At 64.0% G+C, this 20,208-nt stretch carries 14 protein-coding genes; 10 read left to right on the top strand and 4 right to left on the bottom strand.

Going from position 1 to position 20,208, the window contains the following annotated elements:
- Positions 1-9: 9 nt before the first annotated feature.
- Together HH213_RS29520 and HH213_RS29515 are read right to left on the bottom strand one after the other, a co-directional pair.
- Positions 10-2,154, bottom strand: a complete 2,145-nt coding sequence (locus tag HH213_RS29520) for a xanthine dehydrogenase family protein molybdopterin-binding subunit (RefSeq protein WP_169114790.1) — start codon at positions 2,152-2,154, stop codon at positions 10-12.
- Positions 2,151-2,972, bottom strand: coding sequence for an alpha/beta fold hydrolase (locus tag HH213_RS29515; RefSeq protein ID WP_169114789.1), 822 nt, complete (start codon positions 2,970-2,972; stop codon positions 2,151-2,153). The genes HH213_RS29520 and HH213_RS29515 overlap by 4 nt, the downstream gene beginning before the upstream one ends.
- Before the next feature lie 202 nt (positions 2,973-3,174).
- Here HH213_RS29515 and HH213_RS29510 point away from each other — a divergent pair, with 202 nt between their 5' ends.
- Positions 3,175-4,107 carry a GlxA family transcriptional regulator gene (locus tag HH213_RS29510; RefSeq protein WP_169114788.1) on the top strand — a complete coding sequence of 311 codons (933 nt, stop codon included), beginning with the start codon at positions 3,175-3,177 and terminating at the stop codon, positions 4,105-4,107.
- On the opposite strand, the gene HH213_RS29505 is transcribed toward HH213_RS29510, so the two are convergent.
- Complete coding sequence (locus tag HH213_RS29505; RefSeq protein WP_169114787.1) at positions 4,104-5,393, bottom strand: MFS transporter; 1,290 nt, start codon at positions 5,391-5,393, stop codon at positions 4,104-4,106. The genes HH213_RS29510 and HH213_RS29505 overlap by 4 nt on opposite strands.
- Before the next feature lie 93 nt (positions 5,394-5,486).
- Here HH213_RS29505 and HH213_RS29500 point away from each other — a divergent pair, with 93 nt between their 5' ends.
- Together HH213_RS29500 and HH213_RS29495 are read left to right on the top strand one after the other, a co-directional pair.
- Positions 5,487-6,122, top strand: a complete 636-nt coding sequence (locus HH213_RS29500; protein WP_110849301.1) for a response regulator transcription factor — start codon at positions 5,487-5,489, stop codon at positions 6,120-6,122.
- 21 nt (positions 6,123-6,143) lie between these two features.
- Entirely contained in the window at positions 6,144-7,049 is a 906-nt protein-coding gene (locus HH213_RS29495) for a catalase (protein ID WP_110849302.1), read from the top strand.
- Here HH213_RS29495 and HH213_RS29490 read toward each other — a convergent pair.
- Positions 7,016-9,631 (bottom strand): sensor histidine kinase, encoded by a 2,616-nt coding sequence (locus tag HH213_RS29490; RefSeq protein ID WP_169114786.1) that lies wholly within the window; start codon positions 9,629-9,631, stop codon positions 7,016-7,018. The two genes, HH213_RS29495 and HH213_RS29490, sit on opposite strands and share 34 nt — an antisense overlap.
- Before the next feature lie 227 nt (positions 9,632-9,858).
- Here HH213_RS29490 and HH213_RS29485 point away from each other — a divergent pair, with 227 nt between their 5' ends.
- The 7 genes from HH213_RS29485 to HH213_RS29455 all read left to right on the top strand — a co-directional run bounded on the left by HH213_RS29485 (position 9,859) and on the right by HH213_RS29455 (position 19,956).
- Complete coding sequence (locus HH213_RS29485) at positions 9,859-10,353, top strand: gluconokinase (RefSeq protein ID WP_229263226.1); 495 nt, start codon at positions 9,859-9,861, stop codon at positions 10,351-10,353.
- Between the two features lie 42 nt (positions 10,354-10,395).
- Positions 10,396-13,383, top strand: coding sequence for a TonB-dependent receptor plug domain-containing protein (locus tag HH213_RS29480; RefSeq protein ID WP_169114785.1), 2,988 nt, complete (start codon positions 10,396-10,398; stop codon positions 13,381-13,383).
- 3 nt (positions 13,384-13,386) lie between these two features.
- The gene (locus tag HH213_RS29475) at positions 13,387-14,754 is read left to right on the top strand and encodes a gluconate:H+ symporter (RefSeq protein ID WP_169114783.1); all 1,368 of its coding nucleotides are present in this window, start codon (positions 13,387-13,389) and stop codon (positions 14,752-14,754) included.
- 4 nt (positions 14,755-14,758) lie between these two features.
- The gene (locus tag HH213_RS29470) at positions 14,759-17,776 is read left to right on the top strand and encodes a glycosyl hydrolase family 28-related protein (protein ID WP_169114781.1); all 3,018 of its coding nucleotides are present in this window, start codon (positions 14,759-14,761) and stop codon (positions 17,774-17,776) included.
- Entirely contained in the window at positions 17,766-18,638 is an 873-nt protein-coding gene (locus HH213_RS29465; RefSeq protein ID WP_169114779.1) for an alpha/beta hydrolase, read from the top strand. Before HH213_RS29470 ends, HH213_RS29465 begins: the two co-directional genes overlap by 11 nt.
- 92 nt (positions 18,639-18,730) lie before the next feature.
- Positions 18,731-18,973 carry a hypothetical protein gene (locus HH213_RS29460; protein ID WP_110849307.1) on the top strand — a complete coding sequence of 81 codons (243 nt, stop codon included), beginning with the start codon at positions 18,731-18,733 and terminating at the stop codon, positions 18,971-18,973.
- A 239-nt stretch (positions 18,974-19,212) separates the two neighbouring features.
- A complete protein-coding gene (locus HH213_RS29455; protein WP_110849308.1) occupies positions 19,213-19,956 on the top strand; it encodes a Crp/Fnr family transcriptional regulator in 744 nt (247 codons plus the stop codon).
- Positions 19,957-20,208 lie beyond the last annotated feature (252 nt).

The following is a 20,208-nucleotide window of genomic DNA, read 5'->3' as shown; positions in this document are numbered from 1 at the left end:
TTGCTCCTGTTAAGTGGTGGCCGCGGCGAGGGCCGTGGCGATTGGCAGCTTGCGCACGCGCGTACCGGTGGCGGCATATACCGCGTTGGTCAGTGCTGGCATCAGCGCCGAAGTGCCCGGCTCGCCCATGCCGCCCGGGGCTTCATTGCTGCTGACGATGTAAGTCTCGATGACCGGCGTTTCGTTCATGCGCAGCACGCGGTAGTCATGGAAGTTGGTCTGTTCGACGCGACCGTCCTTGAAGGTGACGCTGCCATACAATGCGCCGGAGATGCCGAAGATGACGGCGCCTTCCACCTGCGCCCGGACGGTGTCCGGATTGACGACCACACCGCAATCGAGCGCGCACACCACACGGCTGACACGTACTTCGCCGTCTTCAACGTGGGCATCGACCACCATCGCCATGTAGGTGCCAAAAGCGAATTGCACCGACAGGCCGCGGCCAGTTTTGCCTGCGCGCGAACCCTTCCAGCCGGCTTTTTGCGCCGCCAGCTTCAGCACCTGTTCGGCGCGTGGATTCTGCTTGAGCAGTGCCAGGCGGTATTCCAGCGGATCGGCCTTGGCGGCAGCGGCCAGTTCGTCGATGAAGCTCTCCACCACGAATACATTGTGGGTCGGGCCGACGCCGCGCCAGAAGGCGGTGGGAATATGCGGCGGTTCGTGGCGCGTGTAATCCACCTTGATCGACTTGAAGGCGTACGGCGGCGTTTCGGCGCCGTCCAGGGTTTCCGAGTCCCAGCCGTTGTTGAACGCCGCCGGCATGAAGCGTCCCAGCACCGAGGAACCGGTGACATGATGCGACCAGGCCACCGGCGCACCGTTTTCATCCAGGCCGGCGCGGATGCGGTCGTAGAAGTAAGGGCGGTACATATCGTGCTGGATGTCTTCCTCGCGGCTCCAGATCACTTTGACCGGGTAGTCGACCTGGCGCGCGATCTGCACTGCGCGCTCGACGCCGTCGATTTCCAGCCGGCGGCCGAAGCCGCCGCCCAGCAGGAAGTTATGCACCGTGACTTTCTCAATCGGCAGGCCGGTGACTTTGGCAGCCACCGAACGGGCCAGCGTGATCACCTGGGTGCCGGTCCAGACTTCGCAGCTGTCGGCGGTAACGTGCACGGTGCAGTTCATCGGCTCCATCGTCGCGTGGGCCAGGAACGGCTGCTCGTAGGTGGCTTCGATAATGCGCGCGGCGCTGCTGAAGGCTTTCTCCGGGGCGCCCTCGCTGCGCACCTTGGCGCTGCCGGCATCGGCCGCGCGCACCATGTCGGCGACGATGTCGGCGCTGCTCAGTTTCGCATTCGGTCCGTCTTCCCAGCGCAGATCCAGCAGCAGCAAGGCCTTGTGCGCGGCGCCGTAGCTGTCGGCGATGACCGCGGCGCCGTCGTCCAGCCTTACCACCTTGCGTACCCCGGCCACCTTCAGCGCGGCGGTGTCGTCCAGACCCGCCAGGCGACCGCCGAGCACCGGCGAGATTGCCAGTGCGGCGATCTTCATGCCCGGCAGCTGGACGTCGATGCCGTATTCGGCCGACCCATTGAGTTTTTCCTGCGTATCGAGGCGGCGCGTGACCTTGCCGACCAGACGGAAGTCCTTCGGCTGTTTGAGTACGATGGCCTTCACGTCCGGCAGCGGCAGTTTGGCGGCGGCGTCGGCCAGCGCACCGTAGGGCAGCTTGCGGCCGGATGGCGTGTGGATCACCGCACCATGTTCGGCGCGGCAGCTGGCGGGCTCGACCTGCCATTGCTGCGCTGCAGCCTGCACCAGCATCATGCGGGCGGCGGCGCCGGCCTGACGCATCGGCAGATAGGCGACCCGCATGGTGGTCGAGCCGCCGGTAACCTGGAAGCCCAGCGCCGGATTCATATAGCGCTTTTCGTCGGCGCCGGCATGTTCCAGCATGACGTCTTTCAGGTCCACTTCGAGTTCTTCCGCGATCAGCATCGGAATCGAAGTGTAGGTACCCTGGCCCATTTCGACATAGGGCATGGTCATGTGGACTTTGCCGTCGGTGGTGATGCGTACCACGGCGTTCGGCTCGAAGACGGTGGTGGCGACGGCGTCGCGTGCGCGCGCCGCGGGAATGGCGATTTGCAGCATCAGGCCACCGCCGGCGGCGGCCATGGCCTTCAGGAATAAGCGGCGGTCGGTCATGCGAGCTCCTTGCGTAAGAAAGTATCGACCTGTTCGACGAACAGCGAAGGGTATTGGAACAGCGAGGCGTGGCCGGCGTCCGGGTACAGACTCAGTTGCGCGTTCGGCAGGTGCTGGAACAGACGGATCGACTGCTCGGTCGGGAACATGGTGTCATTGCTGCCCTGGACCACCAGCACCGGCTGTTTGATGCGCTTCAGTAGCGCGTACCCGGCATCGCGCTGGCCGCACCAGCTTTCGATGGCCAGGTACTGCGCGGTGAATGTCTGCGACGGCGGATTGGGCCCGGCTTCGTCGCGCAACTTCAGGCGTTGCAGGAAGGCCTTGCCGCGCTGCTGGCTGTTGGCCGTCGGCGTGAAGAACAGGTGCAGCAGGATTTCCCCCGGCGTTTTGCCGCCGATTTCGCTGATCACCTTGCGAAAGTCGCCTGCACCCTGGCCCTGCGGACAGCCGCCGACCAGCACCATGCGGCGCACGCTCTTCGGCAGGTTGGCGGCGATTTCCTGCGCCAGGAAGCTGCCCAGCGAGAAGCCCAGCAGGTCGACCTGCCCCAGTCCCAGCGCCTCGATCACGCTCAGTGCATGCTGCGCCATCTCCGGCACGTTGGACGGCGTAATCCCATGCGAAGCGCCGACACCGGCGTTATCGAATACAACCACTTGCCGATGGCGGGCCAGGCCCTCGATCACCAGCGGGTCCCAGTTGTCCATGGTGCCGGTGAAGTGTTGCATCAGGAACAGCGGTGGTTCGGCGCCGCGCACGCCGTACAGGCGATACGCGGTCTGGATGCCGTTGACCGTGATGTATTGGGTCGTCATGGGAGCTCCTTGCGGGGTGAAATGAAAAAATTATATGAGCGCGCTCCCCGCAATTCGGGACGTAAACCACGCAATTCGGGACATGCTCCCCATATGAGGGGGTGCTGCACAGCAGTCGTGTGCAAGCTAGCCCCCGAAAGAGGTTAGATGCCCCCGCTTACGCTGGATCGCGGCGCGCACCACGCTCCGCTAACATCGGCGCATGAAATCAATCGCCTTGTTTGTGTTCCCTGGATTCGAAGTGCTGGACTTCGCCGCCGTGACGGTGTTTGAGCTGGCGAACGTACTCTCGGGCGCGCGTTTGTATGAAATGACGATGCTGTCGCAGAGCGGCGGCAGCGTCCCCAGCTCGGCTGGTCCGGCGGTTGATACGCAGGCAGGTGGCGGCACGGCCGCCGTCATGGATACGGTGCTGGTGTTCGGCACTGTAGGCAGCATACCAACCACCGCGCCGCTGCTGGAGATGGTGCGCAGCGCCTGTGTGGCCGCGCGCCGCGCAGGCAGCATTTGCACCGGCGCCGAACTGCTGGCCGCCACCGGTCTGCTGGACGGACGGCGCGTTACCACGCATTGGGCGCGCGCCGCCGAGCTGCAACAGCGTTTTCCGCTGCTCAAGGTGGAGCCGGAATCGATTTATATCCATGATGGGAAGTACTGGAGCTCGGCCGGCATGACCGCCTGTATCGATCTGGCGCTGGCCATGGTGGAGCAGGATCACGGCGAGGAACTGGTGCTGCGCATCGCGCGCCAGATGGTGATCTATCACCGCCGCGCCAGCAGCCACTCGCAGTTTTCCACGCTGCTGGAGATGGCGCCGCGGTCGGACCCGATACAAAAAGTGCTGTCGTATGCGCGCACGCATTTGCGGCGGCACCTGTCGGTGGATGAGCTGGCCGGCGTGGCGAACCTGAGCCGGCGCCAGTTCAGCCGGCGCTTTCGCGACGAAACCGGGCAGTCGCCGGCCAGGGCGGTGGAGTCGCTGCGGCTGGAGTCGGCGCGCGCGATGATTGAAAACACGCGCCACACGCTGGACTACATCGCCCGCGAATCCGGCTTTGCGCAGCTGGAGCAGATGCGGCGCGCCTTTGTGCGCGTCTGTGGCGCACCGCCGCAGTCGCTGCGGCGGGCAGCTTAGGACTGAGCCTTGCGCACGAACAGCGCGGTCAACATGCCGATCAGGCAGACCGCGATCACATAATAGGCCGGCGCCAGCGGGTCGTTCTTCAGCATCAGCGTGACCACCACCGGCGTCAGGCCGCCAAAGATGGCGTAGGACAGGTTGTACGAGAACGACAGGCCGGAAAAGCGCACCTGCGGTGGAAAGGCCTGTACCAGCACGCACGGCACCGCGCCGACCACGCCGACGAAAAAGCCGGTCAGGCCATACAGCGGCAGCAGCAATTCCGGCTGCGTGCGCAGCGTGGTGTAGAACACCCAGGTGCAGATGGCCAGCAGCAGGGCGCCGACCAACAGCACCGGCTTGGGGCCGACGCGGTCGGCCAGCATGCCATAGAAGACGCAGCCCAGCGCCAGGCCGACGGTGGCGAGGGTGTTGGCCACCAGCGAGGTGCGGGCGTCGATGTGATAAATCTTTTGCAGCAGCGCGGGCGTCATCAGGATCACCACTACGATCCCGGCCGACAGCATCCAGGTCAGCAGCATGGAGACGGCGACGGCGGCGCGGTGGCTGCGCAGCACCGTCTTGAGCGGCATGTCGGCGGCCAGCGCCTTGCGCTGCGCCATTTCGGCAAACACCGGCGTCTCGTGCAGCCAGCGGCGCAAATACATCGAAGCCAGGCCGAAAAGGCCGCCCAGCAAGAACGGCCAGCGCCAGGCGCCTGCCAGCACTTCCGCAGGCTGGTAGGCGGTATTGAGGCCGGTGGCCATCAGCGATCCAAGCAGAATGCCGAAGGTCAGGCCGGCGGTCAGCACGCCGCAGGCGTAGCCGGTGTGACGCGCTGGCACATGCTCAGCGACGAATACCCAGGCGCCCGGCACTTCGCCGCCCACCGCCGCGCCTTGCAGCACGCGCATCAACAGCAGCAGCATTGGTGCGGCCAGGCCGATGCTGGCGTAGGTCGGCAGCAGGCCGATGGCCAGCGTCGGCACCGACATCAACAGGATCGACAGCGTGAACATGCGCTTGCGGCCCAGCAGGTCACCGAAGTGCGCCATAACGATGCCGCCCAGCGGCCGCACCACATAGCCGGCGGCGAAGATGCCGAAGGTTTGCAGGGTGCGCAGCCAATCCGGCATTTCGGGCGGGAAGAACAGCTGGCCAATGGCGTTGGCGAAAAAGACAAAGATGATGAAATCGTAGAATTCCAGGGCGCCGCCCAGCGCGGCCAGCGCCAGTGTCTTGTAATCGTGGCCAGTCAGCGGCCGGCTGGCGGCGGCCGGCGGAACGGAGGTGGCGATCATGAGCGTGGGTCTCTTCTGTCAGTGGGGATAGGGGCGTATGCTACCCTAGAACGGGGGATGCCGGCTTGCGCCAAAATGCGTAGAATCACTGACATGAGCTACCCACACTCCATCCGTGTCATGATCGTTGACGATCACCCTTTGCTGCGCGAGGGGTTGCTGGCTATCCTGGCGAAAGCGCCGGATATCGAGCTGGCGGCGGAAGCCGATAGCGGCGAGGAAGCGGTGGCGCGCTTTGCCGAAGCCCGGCCGGACGTCACGCTGATGGACTTGCGCATGCCGGGACTGGGTGGCTTGAATGCGATTTCGGCGATCCGCCGCAACCGCCCCAACGCCCGCCTGATCGCCTTGAGCACCTATGCCGGCGGCGCGCTGGTGCAGGCCGCGCACAAGGCTGGCGCCAGTGGCTATCTACTTAAAAGCATGTTGGCCGAGAATGTGCTCGACAGCATACGCACGGTGCACCGCGGTCGCGAAGTCTGGCCATCGGAGCTGCTGGGCGGGCAGATTTATTTTGACCGCGACCGCTTGAGCTTCCGCGAGCTCGATGTGCTGCGTAATGTGGCCGGTGGCCTGTCCAACCGCGCCATCGGCGAAAAGCTGGGCATCAGCGAGGAAACCGTCAAGAGCTATATGCGTACCGTGATGACGAAACTGGACGCCAATGACCGTACCCACGCGGTCACCATCTGCCTGCAACGCGGCCTGCTGGAAACCTGGGAACTGTAGGCAGGACGGGCACACGGCACGATGACGACTCCCCCCGGCCGGCAGCCCTTGCTCGATGCCCTGACCCATCTTGGCGCCCATGCCGGCAAGCGCGCCAGCCACGCGCGAGGTTATTGCGCCGTGGGCCACTTCGTGCCACATGACGACGCCGTCCACTTTGCCGACCTTGCGATACTGCGTGACGGCCCGCTGCCGGCCACCGTGCGCTTCTCGGTTGGCGGCAGCGATCCGGCGATCTCGGAAAAGACCCGCAACCTGCGCGGCATGGCGGTGCGGCTGCACGGCGTCCATGAAGCGTATGACATGGTGCTGGTATCAGAGCCGATTTTTTATGCCGCCACGCCGGTTTCCTTCCTGAGCTATCTGGAGGCGCACGCCGCCGATCCCGATACCGGCATGCCTGATCCGCAGCGCATCGCCGCCCACGAACTGCGCCACCCGGACACGCTGCGTCTGCCGGCGCTGCTGGCGTCGCACGCGGCGCCGGCCTCGTATGCCTGCACGTCGTACCATTCAACGCACGCGTTCCTGTTCACCGGCGCGGATGGCGCGGCGCGGCCGGCACGCATCATGGCGGCGCCGGAAGCTGGCGTGCGGTATCTGAGCGAGGCGGAAGAGCGCCAACTGCCGCCTGCCTTTCTTGAACATGAGATGGACGAGCGCCTGCTGCAAGGGCCGATCCGCTTCCAGCTGTACGCGCAGCTGCCGGCGCCCGGCGATCCGCTGGATGATCCCAGCATGCCGTGGCGGGGAGGGACGCGGGTGCCGCTGGGCGTGCTGCTGATCACCGCCCTGGCCGACACCAGCTGCGACTTCATGACCTTCATGCCGACCCGGCTGCCGGCCGGCATCGCCGCCAGCGACGATCCGATGCTGCTGGCCCGCGCCAACGCCTACGCCTCGGCCTCGCTGGCGCGGCGGCGATAGGCCAGTACGGCCGGCACGCTGATGGTCCATTCGGTGCCGCCGGCGCCGGTCTCCAGTCCCAGCACGGCTTGCAGGCGATGCGCGCGCTCGTGCAGGCCTTCCAGTCCCCAGTGTCCGGGTTTGCTCTGCGTGGCCGCCACTTCCGCCGGCATGCCGACGCCGTTGTCGCTGACCACCAGCTTGAGCGTGCGCTCGCCCCATTGCAGCACGACCTTTACCTCGCTGGCCTGCGCGTGGCGGATGGCGTTGAGCAGACATTCGCGTCCCATGAGCAGCAGTTCGTCATGGACGACGGGGTGCAGTTCGCGCGGCGCGCCTTCGCTGCGCACCGCAATTTGCGGGGCGGCGCCGGCATGTTCGGCGGCGATGGCCTGCAGGGCGTCGCTCAAATTGAGGCGCGTGGCGGCTTCGGCGCGCAGTTCGCTGACGCGGTCGCGGCCCTCAACCAGCGCGTCGGTCGCCAGCTTGACGGTGCGATCCATCGCTCGCCGCATCGGTTCCTGCGGCGGCAAGTCCATGGCCATCGCCTTGACGCTGTAGATCACCCCTTGCATCGATTGCAGCAGCGTGTCGTGCAGGTCGCGGGCGATGCTCTCGCGCTCTTCCACGCGCAGGTTGAAGCGCTCCAGCGCGCGCCGGGTGTTGATGCGCAGCCGCTGGCGGTACAGCAGATAGAGCAGGGCGGCCGCTAGCAGCGCCAACGCCAGCTTGAACCAGACGCTTTGCACCACGGTGGGTTCGACACTGAAAGACAGGCTTTCTTCCTTGCTCCAGATGCCGTCCTCGTTGACGGCGCGCAGGTGGAAGCGGAAGTCGCCCGGACCCAGGTTGGTGTAATAGACGCTGCGCCGGGTGTCGGCGTCCTGCCAATCCTGGTCGATACCATCGAGGCGGTATTGGAAGCGCAGCTTTTCCGGCTTGCCGCTTCCCAGCCCGGTGTAGTCGAGGCGCAGCTGCGAGGTGCCGGGCGCCAGACGCAAGCCGCTATGCGGCGCGTGCGCTTGAGCGGCTTGCAGCAGCAGGATCTCGGCGCGCGGCGTGCTCTTGTGGCGCCATAGTTTGGCCGGGTCCAGGCGATACAGGCCGGTGGTGCTGGCAAACCACAACTGGCCATTGCCGTCGGTGAGCGCGGTGTTGTCCCACACGCCGGTCGTGGCTTCGCCGATATAACCGTCGGTGGCATCAAACAGATCGTAGCGCAGTGGCTGCGCCGGCTGTGCGATGGCGCGCTGCCAGTCAGCCTGCGTCACGTGCAGCACCCCGCGCATGCCGTTGATCCAGCGGTCGCCGTTAGCGCCGATGGTCACGCCGGTGACGTTGGTCAGTACCGCCGGTTGGGCCGCCGTCAGCTTGTGCCACTGGCCGTCGACCAGCACGAAGCTCGCGCCATTGATCCTGGCCCAGATGTAGCGGCCATCGTCGAATATGGCGTGTGTGGAGACCTTGCCGGAGCCCGTGGGCCAGGCCAGGCGTTCGACGCGTTCTCCCTGGCGCCGGTCCAGGTAGTCGCTGGTGGCCAACAACAGTCCCCAGTCGCGTCCCGCCGCGACATATTGGTACTCGTCGTGGCGTTTGGGCGGCTGGCCCGGCGCCATCAGCCAGACATTGTGTTTGCGGCGATCGCTGACCCAGACGTCGCCGCCGATGCCGCGCATCAGGACGTAAAAGCCATCGGCGCCGCCGACCCGCGCCGGCAGCATGGCGCTGTTGCGAAAGCGTTCCAGCCCGGCCTGCGTCGACAGCCAGATGTTCCCCAGCGGGTCTTCCAGCAGCAGGTTGGTGGACAAGTTGCCGAGCTGCCATGGCTGGTCGAAACGGTCGGTAGCGTCGCGCGAGGGCACCAGGTGATCGCCTAGCCGGTCGGCGCCCCGTACCACGCACAGTCCGATCGGGCAGCGCAGCGCCCACAGGTTGCCATCGCGATCGAAGATACCAGCGGCATGGCCTTCGGCCTGATTCATCCAGTCCGGTCGCGGCATCCGTGGCGCAGCGGTCGGCACCTGATGCAGGTTGTCGTCGCCGCCGCCCCATAGCCGGCCATCCGGGGACTGGACCAGCATGGTGTTCGGCTTGTCGTCGGTGGGCTCGAACCTGCGCGTGGCACGGTTTAGCCGTAGCGTGCCTTTGTCGGTACTCAGATACAGTTGTCCGTGCTGGTCGGCCAGCACGCTGCGCGCAACGCCGGTCACGCCCGATTCCGCACCGATGGTCTGCCAGCGGCCTTCAGCCAGCCGGCGTACCGCCGTTACCGTGGCCACCCAAAGGCTACCGTCGACATCGCGTGTCATTGTCAGCACCTGGCGCACCTGGTCACCCGCTTGCGCCAGGTGTTCAAACCGGCCATCGGCGTAGCGTACCGATAAACCTAGCCATATGTAGCCGATCAGCAGGTCCCCATTCGGCAGGACGAGCAGTTCACTAATGCGTGAGTGTGCCAGCTTGCTGCCCGGTGGCGGCACATAGGGTTCGAAGCGCACGCCGTCGAAGCGGTAGATGCCGGTCGGTGTGCCCAGCCACAGCCAGCCATCGGGCGTTTGCGCCATGCTGGTGATTTCGGCCGGCGCGCCAATAGCATGCTGCAATCCTCGCAAGGATAGAAGCTCAACCGTTGCGGCGCCGCGACGGTCATGGTGCGATGCAATATGAATAATGCTTTACAAATTCCTACGGTGAGCTAAAGTTCATGGCAAATGATAACGCTAACTTAGCGCGCATGGACCTCCCTCGATACCTTGTTGGTAGATGCTTTCACGCGGCATCGATTCTCGCAGGAGGGCAATGTTAGCGCTATCTAATTTTGGAGACGTGGATGCAGAGTATCCGTTGGGTGGTGATGGGCGTTAGCGGCTGCGGCAAGAGCACGGTCGGGCAGGCGCTGGCGACTGCGAACGGCGTCGGCTTTGTTGAAGGCGACCAGTTTCACCCAGAGGCCAACGTGGCCAAGATGTCGGCCGGTGTGGCGCTCAACGACGATGACCGCGCCGATTGGTTACTGACTTTGCAAGCGCAGATCCGCGAAGCGCGCGAGCGCGGCGAGGGACTGGTCATTTCCTGTTCAGCGCTGAAGCGGCGCTACCGCGATCTGCTGCGTGAAGGCGATCCGGCGTTGCGTTTCGCGCACTTGAACGGACCGAAGGAACTGATCGCGGCGCGCATGCAGGCGCGGGTTGGCCACTACATGCCGACCTCCCTGCTGGACAGCCAGTTCCGCGATCTCGAACCGCTGCAAGCCGACGAAGCAGGCATCACGCTGGACATAAGAATACCGCCCGACGATCTGGTGACGCAGATCCGCAGGGAGTAGCAGCAAAGTAGCACAACACAAAAAAACTATATGGAGACCTACATGACTACACAGACTACCCGTAACACCATCATGCGCCTGGCCGTGGCCAGTGCATGCAGCTGGCTTGCCGTCGCCCATGCGCAGCAGGCCACGCCGCCTACACCGGCGGCCGATGCGCAACCCGCCGCGCAAACCGACACGCCACCAGCTTCCCCTACCGAACCGGAAGCCAAGGTGGAAAACGTGGTGACCGTTTCCGGTTCGCGCATTGCGGCGCGCGGCTTCTCGCAGCCGACGCCGACCACCGTGCTGAGCGCCGAAGACCTGGCCAAGAACGCCAAGCCCAATCTGTTCAACGCCATCGCCGAGCTGCCGGCCCTGCAGGGCAGCACTGGCCGCACCACCAGCACCAACAGCACCAGTAGCGGCATCCAGGGTCTGAGCTCACTGAGCCTGCGCGGTCTCGGTCCGATCCGCACCCTGACGCTGCTGGACGGCCAGCGCGTGGTCGGCGCCAACGTCACCGGTGTGACGGATGTCAGCCAGTTCCCGCAACTACTGGTCAAGCGGGTGGACGTGGTGACCGGCGGCGCCTCGGCGTCCTACGGCTCGGACGCCATCGGCGGTGTGGTCAACTTCATCACCGATAAAAAATTCGAAGGCTTCAAGGCCAACGTCGAAGGGGGCCAGACCACCTACCACGACGACAAGAACGGCACCCTGCAAGCCGCATGGGGCAAGGCGTTCCTGGACGACCGCCTTCACGTCACTGCCAGCGTGGAATATGGCCGCGAGAAGGGCATCGATTCGCCGGGCTTTGGCGAAGTCGGTCCGAACGGCCGCTCGTGGTACAAGAATCCCGCCTACCAGGTACGCCCGCTGAGCGCCACCAACGACGGCAAGCCACAGTACACCTTCATTGAACACGCGCAGCAGTACCAATACGCCAAGTACGGCCTGATTACCAACGGCCCGCTGCAAGGGACGGCGTTTGGCGTCAACGGCCAACCGTACAAGTTTAACTATGGCTCCGGCGGCGTACCGACTGGCACCGGCGCGGTGACCGGCTGCGTTAATCCGTTCTGCGTCGGCGGTGACTTGAGCGGCAGCGTGGGCGCCGGCACCAACCTGGCGATGGACCTGACGCGCCAGGTGGCTTACACCCGCGTGGGCTTCGACATCAACCCTGATCATGAGATCTATTTCACCGCCAACTTCGGCAAGGTCAAGTCGGAGTTCACGCCCAATCCCGGCGCGGCCAAAAACGCTAATCTGACTGTGCAGTGCGATAACCCGTACTTGCCGGCGTCGATTGCGGCGGCGTGTGCGGCGAATAACATCACCAGCTTCCAGTATGGCACGGCCAACGGCCAATTCCCGGAAAGTATCAACGTCCATCCTACGCGCGAGATGCGCCGCCTGGTACTGGGCGCCGACGGCCACTTCCCGCTGTTCGGCAACGACTGGTCGTACGACGCCTACGTGGAACGCGGCATCAACTTCACCGACATCATCGTCCACGACATGACGCTGAATAACCGCTACACCGCCGCCATCGACGCGGTGCGCCTGGCGGATGGCTCTATCGCCTGCCGCAGCCTGACCGCGCGCGCCGCCGGTTGCGTCCCGATGAACATCATCGGCAATGTGCCGGTCAGCGCGGCCACTTGGGCGTATGTGGCGCCGGAATACGGTCCGCAGCAGCACACCCGCCAGCAGCAGGACGTCGGCAGCTTCAATCTGAATGGCGAAGCGTTCAAGACCTGGGCCGGCCCGATCAACTGGGCGACCGGCGCCGAGTGGCGTCGTGAGAGCTATCGCGTCGGCGGCGACCCATACGGCAACGGCGTGAGTACCGATACGCCGAACGACGCCAAATACCCGGCCGATCCGGTGCTGAATCCGATGAACAACTGGTACGCGGGTAACTACCACAATGCGTCCGGCACCTACAACGTGCGCGAAGCGTATGTTGAAGCCAATCTGCCGGTCCTGAAGTCCGATGGCTGGGGCGAGGCGAGTCTGAACCTGGCCGATCGCCATACCCACTACAGCACCTCCGGCCACGTGGAAAGCTGGAAGCTGGGTGCGACCTGGAAGACCGGCATCGATGGCCTGCGTCTGCGCGCCGTCACGTCGCAGGACGTGCGCGCACCTAACCTGAGCGAACTGTATGCGGCGCCGGTGGTGGTCAACGCGGCGGTGCTCTACCAGGGCGCCAACGTGACGATCCAGCAGCGCACCGTCGGCAATACCGCGCTGCGTCCTGAAATCGCCCGCAACAAGATCTTCGGCATCGTGCTTGATCGCCCATCGTGGGCGCCTGGCTTCAGCGCTTCGCTGGACTACTTCGACATCAAGGTCGGTGGCGTGATCTCGACCCTGAACGCGCAGCAGGAGGTGGATCTGTGCGTGGCCGGTAACAAGGAAATCTGCAACGTCATGTCGCTGGGGAATGCGGTCCAGACCAACAACTACGTGACGGTGCAGTCGTTCAACCTGGCCTCCATGCGCCTCAAGGGCTACGACCTGGAAGCGGCATATCGCCTTAACCTGAAGGACTGGAACCTGCCGGGCCGTGTCACCCTGCGTGGCCTGGTGACCCGCAACATCACCTTCCTGACCGACAGCGGCGTGGTGGGCACCATTCCATCCGAGGGCGCGGGTAACAACCTGGGTAACACGCCACGCTGGAAAGGCCTGACCTCGCAGTCGTGGGATACCGATAAATACAGCCTGACCCTGACCGAACGCTGGATCAGCAGCGGCAAGTACAGCAACGAGTTTATCGAGTGCCAGACCAACTGCCCGGTATCGACCGTGATCCATCCGACCATCTACGACAACCACATGAAGGGCGCCTTCTACGTGGACCTGGGCGGCACCTGGAAGTTCTCGGACAAGGCCACCGCCTTCTTCAAGGTCGATAACATCGGCAACGTCGATCCGGCCGCCGCGCCGCAGACCAACCTGAGTTACGGCATCAACCCGGCGCTGTACGATGTGGTCGGCCGTGTATACCGTGTTGGCATGCGCTATAACTTCTAAGCGATGACCACTACCAGTCCGTTGGCGGCGCTGTTCGGCGTCACGCCAGCTGTTTGGGCGCTGCTGGCCGTGGCTTTGTCGGTCGGCTTGCTCACGCTGCTGATCGCCTGGGCCAAGCTGCAGCCGCTGATCGCGTTTGTGGCGGCGGCCTTGGCGGCCGCACTGCTGCTTGGCATGTCGGTGGAAAGCATCCCCAAGTCGATCGACAAGGGGATCGGCGATCTGCTTGGATCGCTGATCGTCATCGTCTGCCTCGGCGCGGTGTTCGGCAAGCTGATTGCCGACAGCGGGGCGGCGCAGCGCATCGCCAGTTACCTGATCGGCGTATTCGGTTCCGCGCGCATGCCGGTGGCGTTGACGCTGACCGGCTTTGTGGCGGGCATACCGCTGTACTACAACGTCGGTTTTGTGCTGCTGGTGCCACTGGTGTTCTCGCTGGTGTACCAGAGCGGCCGGCCGGCGGTGGCGCTGGCGATACCCCTGCTGTGTGGCCTGTCGATTGCGCACGGGTTCCTGCCGCCGCATCCGTCGCCGACAGCGCTGGTGGCGCAGTTCCATGCCGATATGGGCCGCACGCTGATGTATGGGCTGATCGTGGCGGTGCCGACGCTGATCATCGCCGGGCCGTTGTTCGCTATGACGCTCAAGCGCATCCAGGCCACACCGGCGCCGATGTTCCGCACCGGCTTGCGTGACGAAGCTGAGCTGCCCGGTGTATTCAACAGCTTCGCGACGGCGCTGCTGCCGGTGTGGCTGCTGGCGGCCGCCACCGCCGCCGCCGCGTTGCCGATTGCCGATCCGGCATTGAAGTCGCTGGTTGGTTTTCTCGCCAATCCGATGATCGTGATGCTGGTGGCATTGCTGGTGGCGGTGATCACGCTGGGTGTGGCGCGCGGACAGAAGCTGGTGGCGTTGATGTCCGGCGCGCAGGATGCGTTGCGTGACATCGCCCCCATCCTGCTGGTGATTGCCGGCGCCGGCGCCTTGAAACAGGTGCTGGTGGATTCCGGCGTCAGCGCGCAATTGGGCACGCAGCTAGGCGCGCTGCCCGTGCCGCCGCTCCTACTGGGCTGGCTGGTGGCGACGCTGATCCGCATCTGCCTCGGTTCTGCCACGGTGGCGGGGCTGACGGCGGCTGGCATCGTGGCGCCGGTAGTGCAGGCGTCCGGTACTGATCCAGCGCTGATGGTGCTGGCGATTGGCGCCGGCAGTTTGATGTGCAGCCATGTGAACGATTCCGGCTTCTGGATGTTCAAGGAGTATTTCGGCCTGTCGCTCAAAGACACCTTCCGTTCGTGGACCTTGATGGAAACGTTGGTCGGCGTATTCGGGCTGATTTTCGTATTGATTCTTTCTGCCTTATTGGGATAAACAGATGAAACCATTATTGACGATGCTGGCGGCGGCAGCCCTTGTTGCGCCCCTGCTGGCGCAGGCGGCTTCCATTTCCGCGTACCAGACCATGCCGGACGATCCGCGCGCGGTGCAAGTCAAGGGTGCCGGCGACGGCCGCACCGACGATAGCACCGCGATCCAGGAAGCGCTGAACGAAGCCTCCAATCAGGGCGAGGGCGGCGTGGTGTTCCTGCCGTCCGGACGCTATCGCATCACGCGTTCGCTGCTGGTGCCGCAGGCGGTTCGCTTGTATGGCGTTGGCGCCACGCGGCCGGTGCTGGTGCTGGCCGCGAATACGCCGGGCTTCCAGAAAGGCGTGGCGAACATGGTAGTGTTCACCGGTGGCGACCAGTACACGGTCGGCAAAGTGCCGGTGCCGGTGAAAAGTGCCGTGCCATACAGCGACGAGGTACGCGATGCGAATTCCGCCACCTTCTATTCGGCGATGAGCAATGTGGACTTTGAAATCGGCGACGGCAATCCCGCCGCTGCAGCAGTGCGCCTGCGGACAGCGCAGCACTCGTACCTGAGCCACATGGACTTCCACATCGGCTCTGGCCTGGCGGGCGTATACATGGTCGGCAACGAAAGCTTCGACCTGAAATTCTATGGCGGCCGTTACGGCATCCTCACCGAAAAAACCTCGCCGGCCTGGCAGTACACGCTGATGGACTCCACCTTTGACGGCCAGCGCGATGCGGCGATACGCGGCCACGAAGCGGGGCTGACGCTGATTAACACCACCATCCGCAACACGCCGGTCGGCATTGAAATCGACCGTGGTTACGGCGACTGGTTGTGGGGCAAGGACGTGCGCTTCGAGAACGTGTCGAAGGCGGCGGTCATCATCAGCAATGAGGACAACGTCTACACGCAAGTGGGCTTCGACAATGCGCTGGCGAAGAACGTGCCGGTGTTCGCGCGCTTCCGCGACAGCGGCAAGACGGTGGCCGCCTATGGGCCGGTATATCAGGTCAGCGAATTCAATTACGGCTTGATGCTGCCTGGCGTTGGCAGCGTGGGCAAGTTCACCACTAACGTCAAGGGCGCGGCGCTGAAGACGTGGCCGACAGCACGCGCGCCTGTAATGCGCGCGCTGCCGTCCACCAAAGAATGGGCCAGTGTGCGAGCATTTGGCGCGGTGGGCGATGGCGTGACGGACGACACTGCAGCGGTGCAGAAGGCCATCGACAGCAAGCGCGTGGTGTATCTGCCGCTGGGCTTCTACATGGTGCAGGATACGATACGACTGAAGTCGGACACGGTGCTGGTAGGTTTGCATCCCGGCGTCACGCAGCTCATTCTGCCGAATGGTTCGCCGGCTTATGTCGGCGCTGGCGGTCCGAAGGCGCTGCTGGAAAGCGCCAAAGGCGGCGATGCGATTGTTTCCGGCTTCGGCCTGGCGACTGGCGAAGTTAATCCGCGCGCAACGGCGCTGTTGTGGCGCGCCGGCCCGGATTCGCTGGTGGACGATATCCGCATCCAGGGTGGACATGGCACGCGTCTGTACGACGGCAGGCGCCGCGACCCCTACCAGAAGACCGCCAATTTCGATCCCACGCAGTATTGGGACCGGCAGTACCCGAGCATCTGGGTAACCGACGGCGGCGGCGGCACGTTTGTGGCTTGCTGGTCGCCGAGCACCTTCGCGCAGGCAGGCTTCTACGTCTCCAACACCAAAACGCCGGGCAAGGTGTACGAGCTGTCGGCCGAGCACCACGTGCGGGCGGAGATCGTGCTGGATAACGTCGAGAACTGGGAGTTCCTGGCGCCACAAACGGAGCAGGAGGTACGCGACGGCATGGATGCGGTGTCGCTGGAGATCCGCAATTCGCGCAACATCACCTTTGCCAACTACCATGCGTATCGCGTCACGCGCTCGATCAAGCCTGCCGTGTCGGCGGTGAAGATGACCAACTCCGAGAACATCCGCTTCCGCAATGTGCATGTGAACGCGGAGAGCGGCTTTGCCACCTGCGACGAAAACGGTTGCGATACCTATCTGCGCGCCAGCAAATACCCGTTCGAGAATACGCTGCAGGATCTGACGCACAAGCAGGAAGTGCGCGAACATGAATTTGCGGTGCTGGATATCGGCGCGGGCACGCCGGCAAGCGCTCCCGCCGGCAAGGTGAGCAAGCTGGAAGAGGGCTTCTACTCCATCGCCGGCGCGACGGTTGACAGCAAAGGCACGCTGTATTTCGTCGACCGCCGCTTCAACCGCATCTACAGCTGGTCTAAGCAGCGCGGGCTGGCGGTGGTGCGCGATGCGCCGCTTGACCCGGTCAACCTCGCTATCGACAAGAGCGGCGCGATACTTGTGGTGTCGTCGTTTGGACCGGAGGGCACGGTGTATTCGTTCGATCCCGCCCAACCGGCTGGCCCGGTCACCGTCATCAAGCCAACGCCGGTGAAGGCGAACAAGGACGCGCGCGTGCTGGCGCCGGTGAATTTCTGGCAGAACGGCGAGTTCCGCGATCAGCTCAACTTCGATAGCTACGAATTCACCACGCTGGCCGAGATGTTCGCGCGCGACGTGGCGCTGCCGAAGCAGCGCGAGTATGTATCGCCGGACGGTAGCCTGGTGCTGCCAGCCTATCGCGTTTTTAAGCAGGGACCGAACGATCACCTGGGCTACCGCTTTTCGGACACGCTGGACACGCATGGCCTGGTATCGGCTGGTGTCAATGGCCGCGTGGTGTTCACCAACGGTTCCGAGAACCGCACCTTTAGTGGCGTGATCGGCGCGGGCGGCGGCATCACGGATTTGAAACTGGCGGCCAATCGCGGCGGCGAGAGTGCAGCGGTGGACGGCAAGGGCAATGTCTATGTCGCCAATGGCCAGGTCTTCGTCTACGCGCCGGACGGCAAGGAGATCGGCCGCATCGACGTGCCGGAACGTCCGCTGCAATTGATCTTCGGCGGCGACGATGGTCGTACACTGTTCATTCTTACCCATCACGCGTTGTACGCGACAGGAGACATTCATGCGCAATAAACTGGCGTTGCTACTGCTGGCGTTCTGCACCCACGCCGGCGCGCAGCAGCTCGCGTTGTGGCCGGACGGTGCGCCGGGTTCGGAACAACGCCGCGCCGAGGCGGAGAAGGTGGACAACACCTACATCAGCAATATCCACAACCCGTCGCTGACGGTGATGCGCGCCAATCCGCGCCACGCCAACGGTGCCGCCGTCATTATCGCGCCGGGCGGCGGCCACCGCATGCTGGTGTGGCAGAACGAGGGCATGGTGGCGGCCAAGTCGCTCAACCGCGCCGGCGTCACGGCCTTTGTGCTGAAGTACCGGCTGGCGCGCGACCAGGGCGCCAGCTACTCGATCGAGAACGATGCCGCCGCCGACCTGCGTCGCGCCGTGCGCTGGGTGCGCGCGCATGCGGCGGAGTATGGCGTCGATCCGCACCGGCTAGGTGTGATGGGCTTCTCGGCCGGCGGCGAACTGGTGTCGCTGGTGGCGGATAATCGGGAACCAACGCCGCCCGCTGAACAGGACGCCGTTGACCGCCAGAGCGCGCGGCCTGATTTCCAGGTGCTGGTCTATCCCGGTCCGCTGGGCGTGCCTGGCAAAGCGGTGCAGAACGCGCCGCCGGCATTCATCGTCGCCGGCTCCAGCGACAAGTGCTGCATGCCGCCGGCGCTGGCGTTGTATCAGCAACTGGTCGGCGCCGGTGTCTCGGCAGAGCTGCATCTGTATGCCGACACCGATCACGCCTTCAATATGGGCCAGCGTTCCGAGCGATTATCTGATGTGCACTGGCCGGATCGCCTGGCAGACTGGCTCAGCGACGGCGGCTGGCTGATCCCGCACGACGGCCAGCCACCGCAGGGCGTACCCGCGCCGTAGTTGCGTCATCACCACGGAGGTACGTTACCGCACGGCGCAACCTGCTGTAGAATCCCAGAATTGGATTTTGTCCATATTCTCAGGAGGCAGTAATGTCTACCAAGCAAACTTTCCGGCCCGACTTTCAATCCTCCGAGCTAGTGGAGGCCGGTATCGAGCGGGCCGACCGTCTCGGCCCGGAGAGCGCAGCCGAGTACCTCAGCCATCGCGGCGTGCTGGAAAGCGTGATCAAGCGCGTTATTTCCGAGCCGGAACATCGGCGCAACCCGGGGCGTCTGCGCTCCCGCGATGAGCGCATGATTGAAGAAGGTTCGCGCTTTAAATTCATTCCTTGAGATCCTGCGCCACGTAGCGCAGTAGCATCTCCTGCTCAGCGGCGCGCCGCGCAGCTGCTGAGCGTCTCCATGCCCATCTTTTCCCTTTCCTAGCAGCATTAAATATCTTAAGCGTAGGATCAGGCTGACACCGGCCTATGTTCCTTGCCTACATAAGGCCCATCTGTGTTCCTATAATCGAGCGTACATAGCACGGATATAGTGTGAGTCATCCAACACATAAACAGATGAGGCACAAAATGTACGCAGCTAATCAAACTTCCGTCTCCGCCAGCATCCCTCGCTCGATGCAGCAAACTGCTACACCGGTGATCAGCCTGACGGGCGCGCAGCAGAACGAATTGCTGCGTGGTCTGTCGCGTGAGGAGCTGATTGACCTGTTTGTCCATCTGGATCTGGTAACGCTGGAAGCCGGCAAACGCCTGTTCGATACTGGTGAGTCGATGGAATATGCCTACTTCCCGACCAATGCCATCGTTTCGCTGCAATATGAAACCGAAGAGGGCGGCGCCGCCGAAGTGGCCGTGGTCGGCCGCGAAGGTGTCGTCGGCGTGACGATGTATGAAAACGAGCGCGCCAACTGCTCGGCCGTTGTCCAGACCAGCGGCTACGGCTACCGCATCAAATCGTCCGTGCTGCGTCAGGCATTCTTCAGCGGTGGCGCATTGGCGCAGCAACTGATGCGTCATACCAGCTCGCTGTTCGCCCAACTGGCTCAGACCGTGGCCGGTGTCCGTCACGGCAGCATTGAACAGCGCCTGTGCCGCTGGTTGCTGGAACGTCTGGACCGTTCGCTGACCAACGAATTGAAAGTGACCCAGGAGATGATCGCCAACATGCTGGGCGTGCGCCGTGAATCGATCACCTGCTGCGCCGGCAAGCTGCAAGAAGAAGGCTTGATCGAATATCGCCGCGGCACCGTCACCGTCATCGACCGTCATGCCATGGAACGCCGCGCCGGCGGTTGCTACTCTGCTGCCTAATGCAAGTATCGTGGCGCATGCTGGAGTTGATCCAGCTTGCGCTGCACCAGCTGATACCATGCCTGCGCCCAACGCGCCGCCGCTTCCGACTCTTCCACAGTGTTTGCTGAAATCGTCCTGCGTACCGCCACCATCTGCCTGTGCATCGCATAGGCGGCCGGTGGGAATTTGCGTGGTTTGATTAGTTCGGGGTGCGTATCCATAGACTTTATTTTGCGCGCCCCCAGTGGCTGCGGCTGTACGCTGTCTCAC

Source organism: Duganella dendranthematis (assembly GCF_012849375.1).
Taxonomy (GTDB): domain Bacteria; phylum Pseudomonadota; class Gammaproteobacteria; order Burkholderiales; family Burkholderiaceae_D; genus Rugamonas; species Rugamonas dendranthematis.
This window is presented reverse-complemented; position numbering and strand designations above follow the sequence as displayed.

Bases quoted from the DNA above. Each gene is read 5' to 3' on its own strand.
- HH213_RS29520 (WP_169114790.1), bottom strand. From the start codon at position 2,154: ATGACCGACCGCCGCTTATTCCTGAAGGCCATGGCCGCCGCCGGCGGT.
- HH213_RS29515 (WP_169114789.1), bottom strand. From the start codon at position 2,972: ATGACGACCCAATACATCACGGTCAACGGCATCCAGACCGCGTATCGC.
- HH213_RS29510 (WP_169114788.1), top strand. From the start codon at position 3,175: ATGAAATCAATCGCCTTGTTTGTGTTCCCTGGATTCGAAGTGCTGGAC.
- HH213_RS29505 (WP_169114787.1), bottom strand. From the start codon at position 5,393: ATGATCGCCACCTCCGTTCCGCCGGCCGCCGCCAGCCGGCCGCTGACT.
- HH213_RS29500 (WP_110849301.1), top strand. From the start codon at position 5,487: ATGAGCTACCCACACTCCATCCGTGTCATGATCGTTGACGATCACCCT.
- HH213_RS29495 (WP_110849302.1), top strand. From the start codon at position 6,144: ATGACGACTCCCCCCGGCCGGCAGCCCTTGCTCGATGCCCTGACCCAT.
- HH213_RS29485 (WP_229263226.1), top strand. From the start codon at position 9,859: ATGCAGAGTATCCGTTGGGTGGTGATGGGCGTTAGCGGCTGCGGCAAG.
- HH213_RS29480 (WP_169114785.1), top strand. From the start codon at position 10,396: ATGACTACACAGACTACCCGTAACACCATCATGCGCCTGGCCGTGGCC.
- HH213_RS29475 (WP_169114783.1), top strand. From the start codon at position 13,387: ATGACCACTACCAGTCCGTTGGCGGCGCTGTTCGGCGTCACGCCAGCT.
- HH213_RS29470 (WP_169114781.1), top strand. From the start codon at position 14,759: ATGAAACCATTATTGACGATGCTGGCGGCGGCAGCCCTTGTTGCGCCC.
- HH213_RS29465 (WP_169114779.1), top strand. From the start codon at position 17,766: ATGCGCAATAAACTGGCGTTGCTACTGCTGGCGTTCTGCACCCACGCC.
- HH213_RS29460 (WP_110849307.1), top strand. From the start codon at position 18,731: ATGTCTACCAAGCAAACTTTCCGGCCCGACTTTCAATCCTCCGAGCTA.
- HH213_RS29455 (WP_110849308.1), top strand. From the start codon at position 19,213: ATGTACGCAGCTAATCAAACTTCCGTCTCCGCCAGCATCCCTCGCTCG.